This window comes from uncultured Mucilaginibacter sp., assembly GCF_937859865.1.
Taxonomy (GTDB): domain Bacteria; phylum Bacteroidota; class Bacteroidia; order Sphingobacteriales; family Sphingobacteriaceae; genus Mucilaginibacter_A.
This window is the reverse complement of record NZ_CALMAT010000097.1, coordinates 1-16,023: the sequence shown is the minus strand read 5'-3', so window position 1 is coordinate 16,023 and position 16,023 is coordinate 1. Positions and strand designations below refer to the sequence as shown.

At 40.8% G+C, this 16,023-nt stretch carries 15 protein-coding genes; 12 read left to right on the top strand and 3 right to left on the bottom strand.

From position 1 onward, the window contains the following. Positions 1 to 73: 73 nt before the first annotated feature. Genes mobC through Q0192_RS10160 form a run of 3 tightly spaced genes read left to right on the top strand, consistent with a single transcriptional unit; the run spans position 74 to position 2,148 of the window. Positions 74 to 469, top strand: coding sequence for a plasmid mobilization relaxosome protein MobC (gene mobC / locus Q0192_RS10170; protein ID WP_299289373.1), 396 nt, complete (start codon positions 74 to 76; stop codon positions 467 to 469). Further along, a complete protein-coding gene (locus Q0192_RS10165) occupies positions 444 to 1,454 on the top strand; it encodes a relaxase/mobilization nuclease domain-containing protein (protein ID WP_299289372.1) in 1,011 nt (336 codons plus the stop codon). Before mobC ends, Q0192_RS10165 begins: the two co-directional genes overlap by 26 nt. A 22-nt stretch (positions 1,455 to 1,476) precedes the next feature. Then, the gene (locus Q0192_RS10160) at positions 1,477 to 2,148 is read left to right on the top strand and encodes a hypothetical protein (RefSeq protein ID WP_299289371.1); all 672 of its coding nucleotides are present in this window, start codon (positions 1,477 to 1,479) and stop codon (positions 2,146 to 2,148) included. 324 nt (positions 2,149 to 2,472) lie between these two features. Here Q0192_RS10160 and Q0192_RS10155 read toward each other — a convergent pair whose 3' ends face one another. Beyond that, the gene (locus Q0192_RS10155; protein WP_299289370.1) at positions 2,473 to 2,649 is read right to left on the bottom strand and encodes a hypothetical protein; all 177 of its coding nucleotides are present in this window, start codon (positions 2,647 to 2,649) and stop codon (positions 2,473 to 2,475) included. A 282-nt stretch (positions 2,650 to 2,931) separates the two neighbouring features. Here Q0192_RS10155 and Q0192_RS10150 point away from each other — a divergent pair, with 282 nt between their 5' ends. Further along, the gene (locus tag Q0192_RS10150; protein WP_299289369.1) at positions 2,932 to 3,954 is read left to right on the top strand and encodes a hypothetical protein; all 1,023 of its coding nucleotides are present in this window, start codon (positions 2,932 to 2,934) and stop codon (positions 3,952 to 3,954) included. A gap of 100 nt (positions 3,955 to 4,054) precedes the next feature. Here the strand turns inward: Q0192_RS10150 and Q0192_RS10145 are convergent, their stop codons facing one another. Then, positions 4,055 to 4,198, bottom strand: a complete 144-nt coding sequence (locus Q0192_RS10145) for a hypothetical protein (protein ID WP_299289368.1) — start codon at positions 4,196 to 4,198, stop codon at positions 4,055 to 4,057. Continuing rightward, on the bottom strand, positions 4,195 to 4,707 hold the full coding sequence (locus Q0192_RS10140; RefSeq protein WP_299289367.1) for a hypothetical protein: 513 nt from the start codon (positions 4,705 to 4,707) through the stop codon (positions 4,195 to 4,197). Before Q0192_RS10140 ends, Q0192_RS10145 begins: the two co-directional genes overlap by 4 nt. 840 nt (positions 4,708 to 5,547) lie before the next feature. On the opposite strand from Q0192_RS10140, the gene Q0192_RS10135 reads away from it, so the two are divergent. The 8 genes from Q0192_RS10135 to Q0192_RS10100 all read left to right on the top strand — a co-directional run bounded on the left by Q0192_RS10135 (position 5,548) and on the right by Q0192_RS10100 (position 15,238). Continuing rightward, positions 5,548 to 6,711, top strand: coding sequence for a hypothetical protein (locus Q0192_RS10135; protein WP_299289366.1), 1,164 nt, complete (start codon positions 5,548 to 5,550; stop codon positions 6,709 to 6,711). A 13-nt stretch (positions 6,712 to 6,724) separates the two neighbouring features. After that, positions 6,725 to 8,386 (top strand): ATP-binding protein, encoded by a 1,662-nt coding sequence (locus Q0192_RS10130; RefSeq protein WP_299289365.1) that lies wholly within the window; start codon positions 6,725 to 6,727, stop codon positions 8,384 to 8,386. Then, entirely contained in the window at positions 8,379 to 8,717 is a 339-nt protein-coding gene (locus tag Q0192_RS10125) for an ATP-binding protein (RefSeq protein WP_299289364.1), read from the top strand. Before Q0192_RS10130 ends, Q0192_RS10125 begins: the two co-directional genes overlap by 8 nt. 6 nt (positions 8,718 to 8,723) lie before the next feature. Next, complete coding sequence (locus Q0192_RS10120; protein WP_299289363.1) at positions 8,724 to 9,926, top strand: hypothetical protein; 1,203 nt, start codon at positions 8,724 to 8,726, stop codon at positions 9,924 to 9,926. Beyond that, on the top strand, positions 9,923 to 11,599 hold the full coding sequence (locus Q0192_RS10115) for an ATP-binding protein (RefSeq protein ID WP_299289362.1): 1,677 nt from the start codon (positions 9,923 to 9,925) through the stop codon (positions 11,597 to 11,599). Before Q0192_RS10120 ends, Q0192_RS10115 begins: the two co-directional genes overlap by 4 nt. Continuing rightward, the gene (locus Q0192_RS10110) at positions 11,586 to 12,605 is read left to right on the top strand and encodes a hypothetical protein (RefSeq protein WP_299289361.1); all 1,020 of its coding nucleotides are present in this window, start codon (positions 11,586 to 11,588) and stop codon (positions 12,603 to 12,605) included. Before Q0192_RS10115 ends, Q0192_RS10110 begins: the two co-directional genes overlap by 14 nt. Before the next feature lie 2 nt (positions 12,606 to 12,607). Further along, on the top strand, positions 12,608 to 14,560 hold the full coding sequence (locus tag Q0192_RS10105) for a hypothetical protein (protein WP_299289360.1): 1,953 nt from the start codon (positions 12,608 to 12,610) through the stop codon (positions 14,558 to 14,560). A gap of 411 nt (positions 14,561 to 14,971) precedes the next feature. Then, positions 14,972 to 15,238, top strand: a complete 267-nt coding sequence (locus tag Q0192_RS10100; protein WP_299289359.1) for a transposase — start codon at positions 14,972 to 14,974, stop codon at positions 15,236 to 15,238. Positions 15,239 to 16,023: the final 785 nt, after the last annotated feature.

The following is a 16,023-nucleotide window of genomic DNA, read 5'->3' as shown; positions in this document are numbered from 1 at the left end:
GGGCTGTAAAGAGTTTGCCTTTTTCTCCCGGTGGTCGCAAAAGAAATTATCAACTATTTAGAATTAAAAAACGATGCTGATAACAGGAAACGGGCAGCAAGAAACTGTTAAAAAACATAAAGGCGGCAGGCCTGAAAAAGTGATCAAAAAGGATAATACACTGGTCGTTCGGATGACCCAGACGGAGCGGATGCTAATTGTAGGCAAAGCCAGGGAAGCCGGAATGAAGCCTGCTGAATGGTTTAGGAAAGTAGCCAAAACAGCGAAAGTTATAGCCCGATTCAGGCCTGAAGATGCAGCGGTTTTGCGGATGCTAACCGGTATGGCCAACAACTTAAATCAGCTCACCAAATTGGCCCACCAGGAAGGCTTGCTATCGGTACAAGGTAAGTGCCGCGAGCTGATAAACGAGATAGATGAAACCCTAAAATTCCTAAATTCTCATGATCGGAAAAGTAATGAGCGGTAAAAGCTTTGGCGGTTGCGTCCGGTACGTGGTGAATAAGCCAGAAGCGAAGATCCTGGATGCGCAGGGTGTCAGAATAGATTCAGCAGATCGGATTAACCATGACTTTAATCTGCAGCGAAAAATGAATCCAGGGTTAGGAAAGGCAGTAGGTCATATTGCCCTAAGTTGGAGCATCAGTGACAAGGACATATTAAACGAATCTGTTATGACCCAAGTTGCAAAAGAATATCTGGAAAAGATGAAGATTCTGGACACGCAGTATTTAATCGTGCAGCACCAGGACAGGCAGCATCCACACGTACATATCATTTACAACAGGGTAAATAACCAAGGCAAAACGATTTCGGATCAGTTCGAGCGGCAGCTGAATGCAAAAGTGTGTAAAGAGATAACTCTCAAACATGGCTATCACCTGGCAGAAGGAAAACAACATGTTAACCGGCACAGGCTTACCGGAGCAGACCAGAAGAAATACCAGCTTTTCGATGCAATCAGTAAAGCAGTGAAGCAGAGTAGCAGCTGGAAGGCTTTGGAAGAAAAGCTCAAGTGGCAGGGCATTTCCGTGCAGTACAAGTGTAAAAGCGGAACCACCGAGGTGCAGGGCGTAAGCTTTGGAAAAGGCAAGTATAGTTTTAAAGGCTCGGAGTTAGATCGCAGTTTGAGTTATGGCAGGATAAGGCAGGAACTGGCGCAGAACAGGAGTGTTCTAGGTATAGAGCAGCCTTCTTTTCACCATCCAGAACCAAGTAGTTATAGAAACAACAATGACTTTTCCTCCGAACCTTTTTTGGAAGTAAGCCAAACAGCCTATCCAGGAACTGACAATAGCAAAACAGTATCTGAGGAAACTGAACATGCAGTGTTTTCAGTAGCCGAAACTGCTGGCAAGGTAGCGTTCTCCTTATTAAGAGGACTTTCTGTTTCTGCAGGTGATCATGATAATGAGCAGCAAAAAAAGAAGAAAAAGCAAAAGTCTTACCGTTAAAAAACAGAAACATTCAACATTTATGAAACCCGAAGAAATTCAGGAGAGAATGGATGATACGGAATCCGTATTAGCCCAGCAGGGAAAACGAATAGACGAACTGGAAAAAAAGGAAATCAAATTTCCTGAAATTCATGTTCCTGATTACAGTAAGGAATTTGAAGAACTGAAAAGCCATATTACCGAGGCATTAAAGCAACCCGATAAGTTAGAACTTGAGGAAGTAAAAATCCATATCAGCAAGGCATTAAAGCAGCCCGATTCTATTGGTTCCATTGCAGAAACGATTACCCGTCTGGAGCGTTTAGATGGCTTGGTTACGCAGCTGCCGGAGCTGGTTATCCCGGTCAGGCACCACCATCACTTTGAAAATAAATCCAAAATGCTGCTGACAAGCGGTCTTGTTTTACTGCTTATTACCAGCATCGCTAGCGGGCTTTGTTATAGCTTGTACCGTGAAAATCACCGGTTACATGATAACGATGTCAAGTTCCGGATGGTCCGGCAGCGTTATCCCATAGCTACCCGGTGGGTAGATTCTACCTTTTATCGTGATCCCGAGGACGTGGAAAAAGTGACTGAAAAGCTAGAAGCACAAGACCTGGCTGTAGCAGAAGCCGAAGCTATTGCCAGACAGAAGCAGCAGGAAGCTAAAGAGGCTAAATCAGCATTGAGTAAGCTCAAAAGGCAGTAATTGACAATATTAAAAACTATTAAGCTCGCTGAAATCTAATGCTGTGTAAACGCTCGTTCTAATTCTCTAATTCTAAGTAATCTCCGACGGCTTACCAGATTGGGGCTTTAAAAGCAAAGGGATTAACATATCGGAATATGTTCAAATATGATATGTTCTAAAAGAGCGTCTAACCGGAATGCTTCAAAGTCTTGTTCCCATTGTTCCCTTTTAACAGCTCCTGGCTCCCCCCATATTTCTGATTTAGAATTTGGTCTAACGTTGTAATCTGATTGTTTTGATCACTTTGTATTGGTTTATTCCTTAATTCCATAAAAAAGCTGTTTAAATAACTGCTCCTGACAAAAACACATCGGAGGGTATCCCTAAAAAAGAATGCAGTGCTTTGGCCATTTTAAGCGTCAGTTCTCTTTTGTCTGACAGCACTAAAGAAACATGGCCTTCGGTTCCAATAATAGATTCCAGGTCTTTAGCTTTAAGCCCCTTCTCTTCCATTTTCATTTTTACAACTTCAAGTGGGTCTAGTTCATGTATTGCAATATGTTTGTCTTCATAATCTTTAACTAATACCAGTAAAAGCTCCAGTTCTTCAAATTTAGTAGTACGTGGTTCTACATGAAAAATAAATTTCCTTATTTATCTAGGGAGAGCTTTAGGGGAAAAAAGGTTCCACTTTATATTTTAAGAAATATTTTTTTGCCCGCTTTGCAGTGGCCATCGCAAAACATTCAATTTAGGCTGTTGTATATTCATCGGTGTTCTTTTTGTTTTAAAGGAAAATGAATGATGGAACCAATCAATCTAATCCGCGAAGAATTGTACGAACTGGTTTGGACCAAAACCCTTGGTACGATAGCTACCGAATGTGGTATAACAGCGCCCGTACTACGGCAGATATGTATGGAAAATCTAATCCCAGTACCAAGTTCCGGTAACCGCTCAGGTAAAGATTCCCAGAAACGACGGCCTTTGCCCGCAAACGAAAAGCCAACTAAGTTCGATTTTAATGCTGAGGTCGCGGCTGCGACCAGTAGCTTACATTTTCCCGGAGAATCAACTTCTTCATTTCAAGTCTGTGAAAAGTTGATCAATCCTGATGTGCTGATCGTTTGGGCACAAAGGACACTGAGACAGGACTATCATTTTTATGAGCTCAACGATATGCTGGGAACCGATCTTGACGAGCTGAGCATCAGAGCGTCAAAGAAAAACATAGACAGAGCTTTACGAATAATGGATACGCTTATCAAAGTATGGCGGCTCCGGGGTTACCAGATCACTCCGCAGGGGAAAAAGACTCAAATTGAAATCCGAAAAGTAAGTAAGCATATCAGCCTGCGCGAGATCACAAAAGTGCTTCCTGGCAAAGGCCGCTTTGCTAGTCGCGTTCACGAAGCTACCGGCCGACTCGCGTTTAGATTCGATGGTTGGCCAGCCAAGGAATGGACAGACGGAAAGACATTGCTGGAGGATCAATTACAGGAAATAACGGACTATATGGAGGTGTCTGCCCGTGATTTGGAGAAGACATGGGAAAACAATAAAGTCGCGGAGCGACAACGTAAAGAAAAAGAACAGGCACTTATAGCTCATATTTTAGACGACGCCAAAGAAAGCGAAGCTTTTGAGGTGCTCCTTAGGGAAGCTCAGCGCTGGAACGAACTTAATGTTCTAGACAAATATCTTGACTTCCTTAGTCGTAGTGTGCCTCATAGTCCTGCCTTTCAGCAATGGCTGCAATGGGCAAGGAGCCGTCGCAGAATATTTGATCCATCTATTAAACGAAGATCTGAATTTGAAGCGTAGTAGACGGGACATGTTTTAAGCAAAATTACGATACGTGTCCGGCTCAATTTGCCAGGCATTGCCTGCCATTTCTGATAGCTTATATAAAACCTGCGCACATTCAGAACATTTCGCCGGCCAAATCCCTTCTCTTTATCATCATTAATAATAAGGTAGCTCCGCCCACAAATACTACATCGTCAGCCAGTTCTTCCAGCGCATTATGTACAGCTTTTATACGAAGTAGGTTTTCCCTATGACTCATAGTATGTATGATTTTAGTTCTGTGATTGCCAGATTTTTTTCCCTGACCTTCCCAACTCTCAAAATATCAACGCTCGCCAGCAATTTATATAGGTCTTCGTCCTGTTTAACTGCCTTGATAACACCTTTATGTAGGGGTTGAATGGCTTGTCCGCGAGCATTGCCATCTACTGCGGGCCAAACATAAAGCATATTGCTAGCAAAATGCTTTTTATAAAACGGATGAGAATGTGCTGTTTCGATTCCGGTAACTATTGCGCCGGGTACCTCTGGAAATACATAATGCACACCGTATTGAATGAATTCCATTAGGGCATTTCTCATAACTTTCTTGCGCTCACTATTTATTAATCCCGCGATCATGCTTCTGTTCAGTGATTCTGATATCTCAGAAACACTAATAAGTAATGATGCTGAGAAATCTCTGTATTGCCAGATGTTGTCCTTTAAAGCAATAAGCTTCATTAGGACAACAATATCTAAAGGGCGCATTCCATTGTGATCTCTCATAATCTAAATTTAATCGTTCGTTGTTTGCAGATCGCGAACAGCAAACCAATTGTTAAAACTTATGCTGTGAGTTCTTATTTGTGTTTTAGTACGATTAAACGTAAAGTTTAAAATAAAAAGTCTTACACCCTTATCAAATACTCATCATAAAAACACAAAATGTCATTTGATTAATGAACTGCCTTCACGAGAATACAGCAAAAAGAAGAAAAGTAAGTTTTCAGGCAAGAAAAGGTGGTTTTACTATCTTTTTGCTTTTTGCGTATTTGCCTCCGAAATCTTTATCAGTAAATGGCCGTTAAACGGAAGAGAGAGGTTATACCTTGCATTCTTTAAAACATAAATTCGAGCAGTTTAAAGTTGTTGGAATATTTAATTCTACTGGCTAAATTTAGTAATCTATAAAACAAAGTACATCTTGTATTATTGATAGTCAAACAAGATTATTACTTGATTATGAAAACAGTTAGGTTCTGATTTTATTAAGAATTAGTAGAGATACGGTGGAGATTCCCGGGGCATCGACCACTCCGTTCCGGAATAGCAGATTAGTAATTCTGTTACACTTTGACCATGCTAACCTAGTGATAATTAATTTAGTTCTCTTCTACGCCTAACACAATACGCTGCTTTGAAGCCCACGAAATTTGCTGGTCAAGCATCCCGGAATCTCAAGCATGCGCTAATTAAATATGCAGTAACCATGATTTACTAAATAATATTTGGTAAAGGCAGCAATTTTATATAAAATTACTTCCTTTAACTAAACCAAATTCAATGTTTATCTTAGCTCTGATATCCTCTGTTTGTCATAAATTGTGATAAGTTATTACAATATTGATGAATAATATACTAAAAATTTTAGAAGAAGAAACGGAAGGCAAATGTTATACTTCATATCGGTATTGTGCTGATATGGACTCCTTGTTGCCAAAAATCGGATATGATGATACACAACCGGTTTCCGTGGTCAAAAACCGTTACGGAGAAACGGATAACACGCTGAAAAATACCAAAAACTTATACGCATTCGCAGAAAAAATAAAATATGACGAACCGCTTTTCAAATATTTTTTAGACGGCTCCCGGCGAACTTATAAGATAGATGATATTGAGATTTTGCGCAGTATTTATCCGATCATGGGCGGCCAAATTGGTGTTGCCTGCTGCGAACGGGTTTCGCCAGCAAAATTCAAATGCGCCGAATTTGAAAGCAGTATTGTGCTGTCTATGCCGACTATTGCCAATCCGCATGGCAAAAACGGTGAGCAGTTCTTTAATGCCCTAGCTAATAAGGTCAACCAATCGAAACGATTTAAAGATGGACCACTCAAGGTGTCAAAGATCTTATCGTACGTCTCGACATTGCAGCAAGAAGCCAAAAAATATGAAGACCTGGGGATCGCGACCATTCAGGATGAAATGATCAATTGTGAAAAGCGCATCGTTGCCGGCTTACATAACCGCAATAAAATCAACACGCGAAGTTACCTGATCAAGGATGGCTCGCTTCAGTATACTTCGGTGAAGTCGGGCGACTACCGGGAACTGACCAAATTCAAAAATTACTTCCGTTCAGTGGTTGGGGTTTCCAAGATGTTTAACCCGGAACTTTTCAAGGACAGGTCTAATAAAAGTAATGCGGATGTGATTGCTAAGCTTGCGCTCTACCACCGCACACCGGCATATATGTATAGCAGTGATATTGTCCGCAATGTGAATTTCGCGATATGGTATGTCAGGTTAAGGGATGCCAAGCGGACAGAAAGCCCTTTTGCAGGCGTTGTCAAGATTGAAAAGATCCTGATAACGGAAGAGGAAAATGAAACTGGTCTGGATAGTGCCGAGGTCGATCTGATCACCGCGAGCATAATCAATGAGCGCAACCCAGTATGTTATGGCAGTGACAGTAGGTGGGCGAACCATCTATACCCGGTATATCTCACGGAGTCTTACATCAAAAGTAGGTACCTAAGCGATATGCATTTTTTAAATTTATTCTAAAAAATATAAAGTATTGAAAGTCATAGGAAAAATTACCGCCACCGAAAAAATGCCCACTACTGTGGATGATTTTTATTTCTGGACGGACAAGGAATTGATCTTAAAGCCATTCGATGTGGTGAAAGTTTCCCATTTGAAAGAATCGGTTACTTTCGGCGTTGTCGAAGAAATATCGCACCTGACAGACAGCGCTAGTTCGCTGGCAGGCTATATTTCGAGTGACTTTGGCGAGGTGTCAGCTACCAGCTATATGCAGCGCGTTGGGATGAACTATGTAAAGGCGAAGGTGGTCGGCAACTCAAAAAATATCTACACACCGGTATTGGACGGATTTCCGGTGTCCCTTGCCAGTGAAGAAGATGTCAAAGAAGCACTGGGCCTGAAAGATGTTAAAAACCCTTTACCGGCCGGTTATATTGAAATGTATGAGGCACCGGACAATATTACCGTACCGGTAAATTTCAATTCTCATTTCCTCATTGGTCCTGAAGGTGCGCATCTCAATATATCCGGGATTTCCGGTTTGGCCTCAAAAACATCTTACGCCATGTTTTTGCTTAAAGCGATACAGGACCAATGCCTAGATAAAAAACAAAAGGAGTCGGTTGCTTTCGTTTTTCTGAATGTTAAAGGCCGTGACCTGCTTGCAATAGACGAACCTAACGAGGAATTAACGGAAGACGAATTAAATATTTACAAGTCATTGGGTATGGACCCTCAGCCCTTTAAAAACGTCAAATATTTTTATCCTTATTCCCCAGAGATCGGCGCGGCTAGCTATGCAAAAAAAGATGATATTAAAAGCCAGATGATACTGAACAAAGCGGAATCTTATAAATACATTTTTAAAGAAGACAAGGAAAGTATCGACCTGCTTTTTTCAAATGTAGATGATCCGAATCAAACAATGGAATCGATTGTGAACGTGATCATCTCCGAGCAGGGTGATTTCGCAGGAATCCAGACTTGGGACGACCTGCAGCACAAAATAACAGACCATACTAAGGCGGGCAATACGGGCAAGGATAAAGAGATTACCGTACTGAGCTGGCGTAAATTCAACCGGTTGTTTAAGAAAACACTCGACAAAACGACCATCTTTTGTAACTCCTACAACAAGGATAAAAAAGAAACTCGATTGAAGGATGCGATCAAAAACATCCAAAAGAACGATGCTTATGTGATCGATATCGCCAAGCTGGATGAGGAAACGCAAGGGTTTGTTTTTGGAGATGTGATGCGTTCCATTTACGACCTTAAACTGGGCCAGATGGACGACGACCGTAAAGAGGCGGACATACCTAATAAAATCGTTATTTTTATCGACGAGTTGAATAAATACGCCTCGAAAGATGTGCCCAAATATTCACCAATTTTGCGGCAGCTATTAGACATTACTGAACGTGGCCGCTCGCTAGGCATCATCCTTTTCGCGGCGGAACAGTTCAAGAGTGATATCCATGACCGGATCAAGGGCAATTGCGCGACCCATGCCTATGGACGCACTAATGCGATAGAGGTATCGAAACATGACTACCAGTTTATCCCATCGGTTTATAAGTCCATGCTGACGAGGTTAAAACAAGGGGAATACATCCTTCAAAACCCGATCTTTCGGTCATTATTAAATATCAAATTTCCAAAGCCTGTATACAAACAGTTTAAAAATGGCTAAAAATCAGGCAACGGTAATTGGAAAAGATGTAATTGAATCACTTACGACCAGTATGTATGATGATTCAAGATTTATTTTCCGTGAATACATCCAAAACTCAGCTGATCAGATTGATAAAGCGATAAGGGAAGAATTATTAACAGAGCCGCAGGGTGAGATACACATACAGATCAATACGGATAAGAGGGAGATAGTAATTGAAGATAATGCGACCGGTATTCCTGCCGAGGACGTGCTCCGTATTCTAAAAAATATTGCGCAGTCGACCAAAAAACGAGGAGTTGATAAGGGCTTTCGCGGTATCGGCCGCCTGGGTGGTATGGCCTATTGAGACCAGTTGATCTTCGAAACCTCATTTGCTGGCGAAGCTATCCGTTCGGTAATGACCTGGGATTCCGTTCGCCTGCGAACTATCATCAACAACCGTAGCGAAAAAGAGCAGGCAGCCGAAGTCATCGACCAGGTTACGTCCATTGAACTATTTTCCGAGCAGGCTGACGTGCACTATTTCAAAGTGATCCTAAAAGAAGTATCACATGAAGAGTTGCTGGACATAACGGAGGTGAGGCGATATTTATCGATGGTAGCGCCGGTGCCATTCCACCCGCGGTTTATTTACCGTCGCAAAATCAGCAATGAACTGGCGGCGGATCAGGTTAAGCTGGATGAATACCAAATATTCGTCAACACGGAACAGGTATTCAAAGGCTACTCTACCTACATTTATGAGGGAGACATGGAAAACCGCCGTAAGATCGGGGAAGTGATCGATGTGCTTTTCTTTAAAGAGCGGGACGAACATGGTCAGCTGGTTATGTGGGGCTGGTATGGTATCACCGAAAAAAACCAGTCACTTAACCAGATCAATTATGCCCGGGGCTTCCGGCTTCGAAAGGCGAACATACAGGTAGGCGATGAATATTCGCTGATCAAATTACATCGTGACCGCCGCTTCCAGTTTTATTTTTTCGGCGAAGTTTATGCGATGCATCCCGATATCCTGCCAAATGCGCGCCGGGATTACTTTATCGAAAATGAAGCCTACTTTGATTTTGAGAACAAGCTGAAAAATTTTCTGCATACGACAATCCATAAGCTTTGTTACGCCGCTTCAGAGATTAACAGTTCGGTCAAGCGGATAGACGAATATTATACCTTCCAGGAAGAATACCAGAAAAAAACACAAAACGGCTTTACCGATAAAGGCGAACACCAGGAATATACTGAAAGATTAAGCAAGAAGAAGGAGGAAGCTACTAAGGCGGAAGCCCGGCTGGAGAAGATCGCCAGCGGCCAGGAGAATGAGAATTCCCCGATCACCAAAATACTCGACCGGCTGACCACGGCCAGGCAAAACAAAGTTGAAAAACAGGTGATCATCGCGGACGATATCAAACCCAAATTCCGCACGGACAAACTGACTAAACTTAATAAAGAACAGCGAAAGTTTTTAGGTGATGTGTTCCGCATCATCAAAAATGTACTTCCTAATGATGTAGCTGAAAACCTCATTATAAAAATTGAGGAGGAAATGAAATGAAGGTAGATAAATTTGACATCGGGGCAGAAGTAATTTCCATTCTTACCAGGGGGATGTATCCTGATCCGCGTGACGCAGTTCGCGAATACATTCAAAACGCGATTGACGCTGGTTCTACAAGTGTTGATGTAAAGGTACGAACAGGTTCTGTTGTCATTGAGGATGACGGCTCGGGGATGGATTATAAGACGCTCCGTCGATCGGTTCGAATTGGCATTTCCGACAAAAAACCGGGTAAGGATATCGGTTTTATGGGTATCGGGATTTACAGTTCTTTTCACCTTTGCGATGCTTTATGGATCTATACCAAAAAGGTCGACATACTGCCGCAGCTCCTCAAAATTGATTTTAGGGGGATGCGTGAACTTCTTGACGCGCAGAAAAAATCACGTCTTGAAGGCAAAATTCAGTCTGCAGACTTAAAAGATCTTCAAACATTGTTACAAGAGTTCATCGAATTACCTGAAGAAGGAAGTGTTGCTTTAGAAGAATATCCGATTCCTGCCTCTGGTACACGAGTTGAACTGGTGGGCCTTAACCCGGTTTTGGACGATTATTTAAATAATTTTGACGAATTGTCGAACTATTTGCAGGATGTTGTGCCGCTTCATTTTAACAAGAAAAAGTTTAAATGGGCAGAACTGATAGAAAAAAAATTAAAGGAAGTTATTGAATATCATAAAGAATCTTTCGAGTTGATCGACTTGAAGCTTCAGGTGGGAACGAACATTGCCAACCTGTATCGCCCTTATACAGACGACATTTTTTCCAATGATCTGCCATTTGAACCCGATTTCCAGGAAATTAAAAGCGGTAATACATTTTTAGGTATTGCCTGGGGATGTTTAAATTCAAGCAGAGAGCGTATATTGCTTCCAAGTAAAGATGAAACTAAGCGAAATTTGCGGGGATTTATTATAAAAAAGCAAGGTTTTTCTATTGGTAATCGCGAAGTCCTCTCCAAATATTTCGGTAATTCAAATACATATTATCACCGATATACGGGTGAAATCATTATCGTTAATAAAGAGATTTTACCAAATGCCGCCAGGAATGATTTGGAAACCTCTGATTTAAAAAAAGTTCTGGTTTATCAAATTCAAAATAAAGTAGCCCCCTATTTCATTAAGCAAGCGAGTAAATTTCAGGAGGAGGATAAGGCTAATGAACAGGTTAGAAAGGAAATTGCAAATTTCACTGATGTCCTAGGCCAATACAATGAGTATGAGGATAATTACAACGTGTACTTGTTATTAATTAAACGATTAGATAATGTAGTCGCGAACATTGGTTCAAAAATAAAAAAGCTAACCGACGAAGACCGGAAGCAGGCGGAAATAATAAAAGCGCAAGCCGTCAAGCTAAAAAATGAAGTCACTCAAAAGATAGTCAATCAGTCAAAAAAGAAAAAAAACAACACCACTGAAAGCACAATCGATCCGAAAGTTCAAATTGCAGACAGCGTGTCTTCAGTAAAAATTGTGCCGATAACAACGAACTATGAAACCTTGATCGAACTATTTAGCGATCTCGATGTCGACCTCAGTTATGACGCGAAGCGCTTGGTCGACATCATTGACGACCTCTATTTAAAAGGACCGGCAACTACTAAAACAGAATACTATCAATTCCTAAACCAGATTAGAGAAGAATTTGACGATGATAACAACTAAACCTGAACCTAAAATCAAATTTAATAATGAGCAAAAAAAGATCATCCGCAGTAGTTGGGCAAAACCGCTTCTTGCATTTTTGCATCAAAACTTAAATAAAAAATTGATTTATGTCGGGTTACCTGACGTAGAAGCTCACGACGTTATCGAATGGCTGGACTATCTAGAAATAGTATATGCCTTTCAATGCCGTGATTATCCAAATCCATCTTCACCAACGCAAAGCAGGCAACATATCCTCGCCTTGGAAAATACACTTCGCAGTTTGGAACGGCGTAAGCAAATAGCAACTTATGATGTGTTTGACGGCTACATTGAGGAAGTGATGGTGCGCGGTTTTGACAATTCACCTCAGGTTAAATCTTTTACTCAACAAGACACGGTAACCGTTTACAATCTGGACTTTTGTGGGCAGGTTACGTCGCCGATCGAGTATGTCGATAGAAAGGGCCGTAAACAAAAGGCATATAAGTTTAATGCGGTTCAGAAATTACTTGACCACCAAAAGAATATCGAACAAGACAACAAAAAATTTGTGCTTTTTTTGACGCTGCATTGTAGTTATGACGGCCAAGAATTCACAAAATTCTTAGCCAACCCTCACCCGGACATCAAAAAATATTTGGAGCCTATACAAAAACTGTCGAAAGGAAAAAAAGCACCCTATGCGGTTAAAGCGTTTGTTTATGATCAATTAACTCAGTTTTTTACCAATAGTCGTTTTATACCAGAGTTTTTGCCGACCTTATATTATAATGGTGACAATGGTCACCCATTGTTGTTCTTTACCGTATTGGGAACGGAATCGGAAAACAGCAGTAGTATTCCTGCCCCTTTAGTTACACTTAACTCATTGTTAAAAACTCCATTGGTTTCGATAGCAAATGATCATACCTTTGCAATTAACAATGATTTAATTTTACCCGACGAAATCAAGTCAAATGGTGTGATAACTTCCACTGGAGTTTTTAAATCATCTAAGTCATATCAACAATACTGGAAATAGACATGGCGCGAAATATATTGCTTATAGAACCGAATTATAAGAATAAGTATCCGCCGATCGGGTTGATGAAAATCGCCACGTATCACCGGAAGCTGGGAGATAATGTGCGTTTCTTCAAAGGGGATCTTCGTGACCTGGTGGTTGACGAGTTATATGAGGAGTGCTTATTGAAATTATTGGCGATCGATTCCACTTACCCCTGGATGCATAAGGCCGTCCTGGTTAAACAAGCGATCAAGACTGGTAAGGCCGAGATCATCCAGAAATTGGGCTGTTATTCAACTTACAATAAATTGGTAGAGGAATGTCTAATTGAGTTTGCCACCAGTTTTCGCAAGAAAAAATATCTGGAGCATCCCAAGTGGGACCGTATCTATGTGACGACGCTATTCACTTTCTACTGGAAGATCACCGTGGAGACGATCCACTTTGTTAAAAAGTTGGTGAAAGACCCGGATCAGATCTTTCTTGGCGGGGTTTTGGCGTCGCTGCTGCACGACGAACTGCACCAGGAAACAGGTATCAAACCTATGCAAGGCTTGCTGGATAAGCCGGGAATACTGGACGATAATGACTTGATTATCGACAATTTACCCCTAGATTATTCCATCCTCGAAGAGATCGAATACGAGTACCCAACGCAAAGCGCCTATTTTACCTTCATGACCAAGGGCTGCACGCGCAAGTGTGCTTTTTGTTCCGTACCGATCCTGGAGCCGACCTACAAACCAAAGATAGACACAATTGATAAATTTCATGAGATCAAAGAAATTTACGGCGAGCAGCGTAACCTGTTATTGATGGATAATAATGTGCTGGCGTCCCCCAAATTTCCGGAGATAATTCAGGAAATTAAAGACATGGGTTTTGTGAAGGGCGCGACTTATGTTGAACCCAACCAGTTGGAGATCGCGGTGCGCAATCTTCAAGCAGGATTGAACGACCGGGCCTATCTCAAAAAAGCTTATCGTTTGCTGCATGAGTCCCTGTCCAGGCATAAAGGAGATAAGAAACAGTTCTTTTACGATGTGCTGGAAAAATATCAGTTGATCAAAGAAGAGACAAGCTCCAAAGAAGGAATATTGGCGGCCTATGAAGAGATCGGGAAAAGTTATGATAAACACCGTAACAAAGTACCTAAACTTCGTTACGTCGATTTCAATCAGGGTACGGATGCCAGATATGTAACGGACGAGCTCATGCGCTTGATGAGCGAGATACCCATTCGTCCGTTAAGGATCGCTTTTGATTACATTGGTCTAAAAAAGCAGTATACCAGTGCTGTTGAATTGGCAGGTAAATATGGGATCAAAGAACTATCGAACTATATTCTCTATAACTTTAAGGACAAACCAGAAGACCTTTATAATAGGTTGAAGATCAATATTGATCTTTGCAAACGCTTGAATATTGCGATATTTTCATTTCCGATGAAGTACATCCCACTGTTCGGCGAGGAAGCGAAACACCGGGAGTATACAGGCGAGCATTGGAATAAAAAATTCATACGAGCGGTACAATCCATATTAAACGTAACCAAAGGTATTGTGGCACCGGCCAGCAATACGGAAAAATCTTCTTTCTTCGAAGAAATGTTTGGTTCCAGCATCGATGATTTCTTCGAGATTCTTTACATGCCGGAAACATATATTATCTACCGGCACCTTTTTCAGAATAATCTTGGCTATACCGCGATATGGCGAGACGAGTTTTACAACTTTTTGAATGCTACAGAACAAGCTGAAGCCAGAAAGATCATCGAGAAAAGTGAATTCAGCAACCTGGATAATCTGACGTCGAATGGGAACATTAAACACTTTTTGAGACATTATACCATCCAGCGCGGGCAAATCAATCAAGAGGATAAAGAGTATATAGAATTAAAGCGTAAGTATGACAAGTTCATTAAGACCGAGCAATACATAGACTTAACGTTAACCTACGATTTTGAATAAGTCGATATCATGCCATTTAAATATTCTCAATTGCTCAATTAGCTGTAAGTTCGACGTTTGAATTCATATTTTCGACTCCTCAAGCCTAACCAATATTTATATAACTGTGCGAAATAAAAGATATTCTCATTTGGCTTGATATTTTCATGTATAATTCCATTGGAAATCAAAATGGCCCGCAATTCATCGACATTTGTACTTTCAAGTTGCGTACTATATTCGCTTAGAACTTCCCCTAATAGCTCATATAACTCAGTCTTAGTTAAAAATATTTGCTTGTATTTGTCACCCTTTTCTTTTAAATAATTAAAGATTAAAGCTAAATCGTGATTAAAATCTTCTCTAATGTAACCCCTCCTAAAAATCGGACTGATTGAAAGGCGAAAAGTCTTCAAATTTAAGAGTCAGATTATGAAGAAATCAATCATTAGTGAGGCGCAGATTATCAAAGCACTGAAGGAGTATGAAGGCGGCAGGGATCATGCCCAGATATGCCGGGAGTTAGGCATCCATAAATCCACTTTTTATAACTGGCGAAAGAAATATGCCGGGATGGACAGCCAGGAATTGAAACGCCTAAAAGAGCTGGAGGAAGAAAACCGCAGACTGAAGCATATTTACGCGGAACTGGCATTGGACAACAAGATGCGAAAGGACGTTTTGGGAAAAAAGTTTTAAAGCCTTGCGGGGCGTAAAGACATGGCTACTTATTTGGTGAAATTCTATCCAGAAGTAAGTATCAGCAGGGCTTGTAAGGTAACCAGTTTTCCCAAATCCATGTATTACTATAGAACGGTAAGAGACGATTCAGCAACTATTAATAAACTGATAATTTTTGATATTTCGGACATATGTTTAAAGGTAAATAATTTGTTGCAAAAGCATACCCCATGGAAGGATATTTTCCCACATTCAGAAATTCACCTTGATACAGATATAAACTGACAATGTAGACAGTAAGATTACAACATATTTAGGCAGCGATTCATGTATACCTGACTGAAATGAAATCTAAATATAGCAGAGTGGGGAGAAATATGAGATCCTTAAAATTGGCAAAATTGCGCCGCATTTGGCACCGCTCTAAAATAAAAAACCCTTGTAATTTGCTTAAAATCAGGTTCTTACAAGGGCTTGAGGTAAGGGGAGCAGTACTTTACGCTAAAGTGTATAGTATTTTGGTTCTATTGCCGGCATTGAATCACAATTCACCAAGAACAAGACTGTTTAAAAAACTCTAATAGAAATAAAATTTATTTATTAGAGTCAACATGTTGAAAAACAATTATATAGCATGCCTACTTCTAATTGACTCTCTAATAGCTCTAATGTTATTTGTAATCAATTAGAATCCATACAAAAGTTCCAACAAACTTATTATTCATATTAACACATTTTAATCAGATAACTTAGCTGGACTTTAGCCAAATCAGGCGGCACGGGCTAATGTTTCAGTAAGGAAG

Coding starts and splice junctions, on each gene's coding strand:
- Q0192_RS10140 (WP_299289367.1), bottom strand. CDS start 4,707: ATGAGAGATCACAATGGAATGCGCCCTTTAGATATTGTTGTCCTAATG.
- Q0192_RS10115 (WP_299289362.1), top strand. CDS start 9,923: ATGAAGGTAGATAAATTTGACATCGGGGCAGAAGTAATTTCCATTCTT.
- Q0192_RS10155 (WP_299289370.1), bottom strand. CDS start 2,649: ATGAAAATGGAAGAGAAGGGGCTTAAAGCTAAAGACCTGGAATCTATT.
- Q0192_RS10110 (WP_299289361.1), top strand. CDS start 11,586: ATGATAACAACTAAACCTGAACCTAAAATCAAATTTAATAATGAGCAA.
- Q0192_RS10105 (WP_299289360.1), top strand. CDS start 12,608: ATGGCGCGAAATATATTGCTTATAGAACCGAATTATAAGAATAAGTAT.
- Q0192_RS10100 (WP_299289359.1), top strand. CDS start 14,972: ATGAAGAAATCAATCATTAGTGAGGCGCAGATTATCAAAGCACTGAAG.
- Q0192_RS10160 (WP_299289371.1), top strand. CDS start 1,477: ATGAAACCCGAAGAAATTCAGGAGAGAATGGATGATACGGAATCCGTA.
- Q0192_RS10125 (WP_299289364.1), top strand. CDS start 8,379: ATGGCTAAAAATCAGGCAACGGTAATTGGAAAAGATGTAATTGAATCA.
- Q0192_RS10165 (WP_299289372.1), top strand. CDS start 444: ATGATCGGAAAAGTAATGAGCGGTAAAAGCTTTGGCGGTTGCGTCCGG.
- Q0192_RS10135 (WP_299289366.1), top strand. CDS start 5,548: ATGAATAATATACTAAAAATTTTAGAAGAAGAAACGGAAGGCAAATGT.
- Q0192_RS10150 (WP_299289369.1), top strand. CDS start 2,932: ATGATGGAACCAATCAATCTAATCCGCGAAGAATTGTACGAACTGGTT.
- Q0192_RS10145 (WP_299289368.1), bottom strand. CDS start 4,198: ATGAGTCATAGGGAAAACCTACTTCGTATAAAAGCTGTACATAATGCG.
- mobC (WP_299289373.1), top strand. CDS start 74: ATGCTGATAACAGGAAACGGGCAGCAAGAAACTGTTAAAAAACATAAA.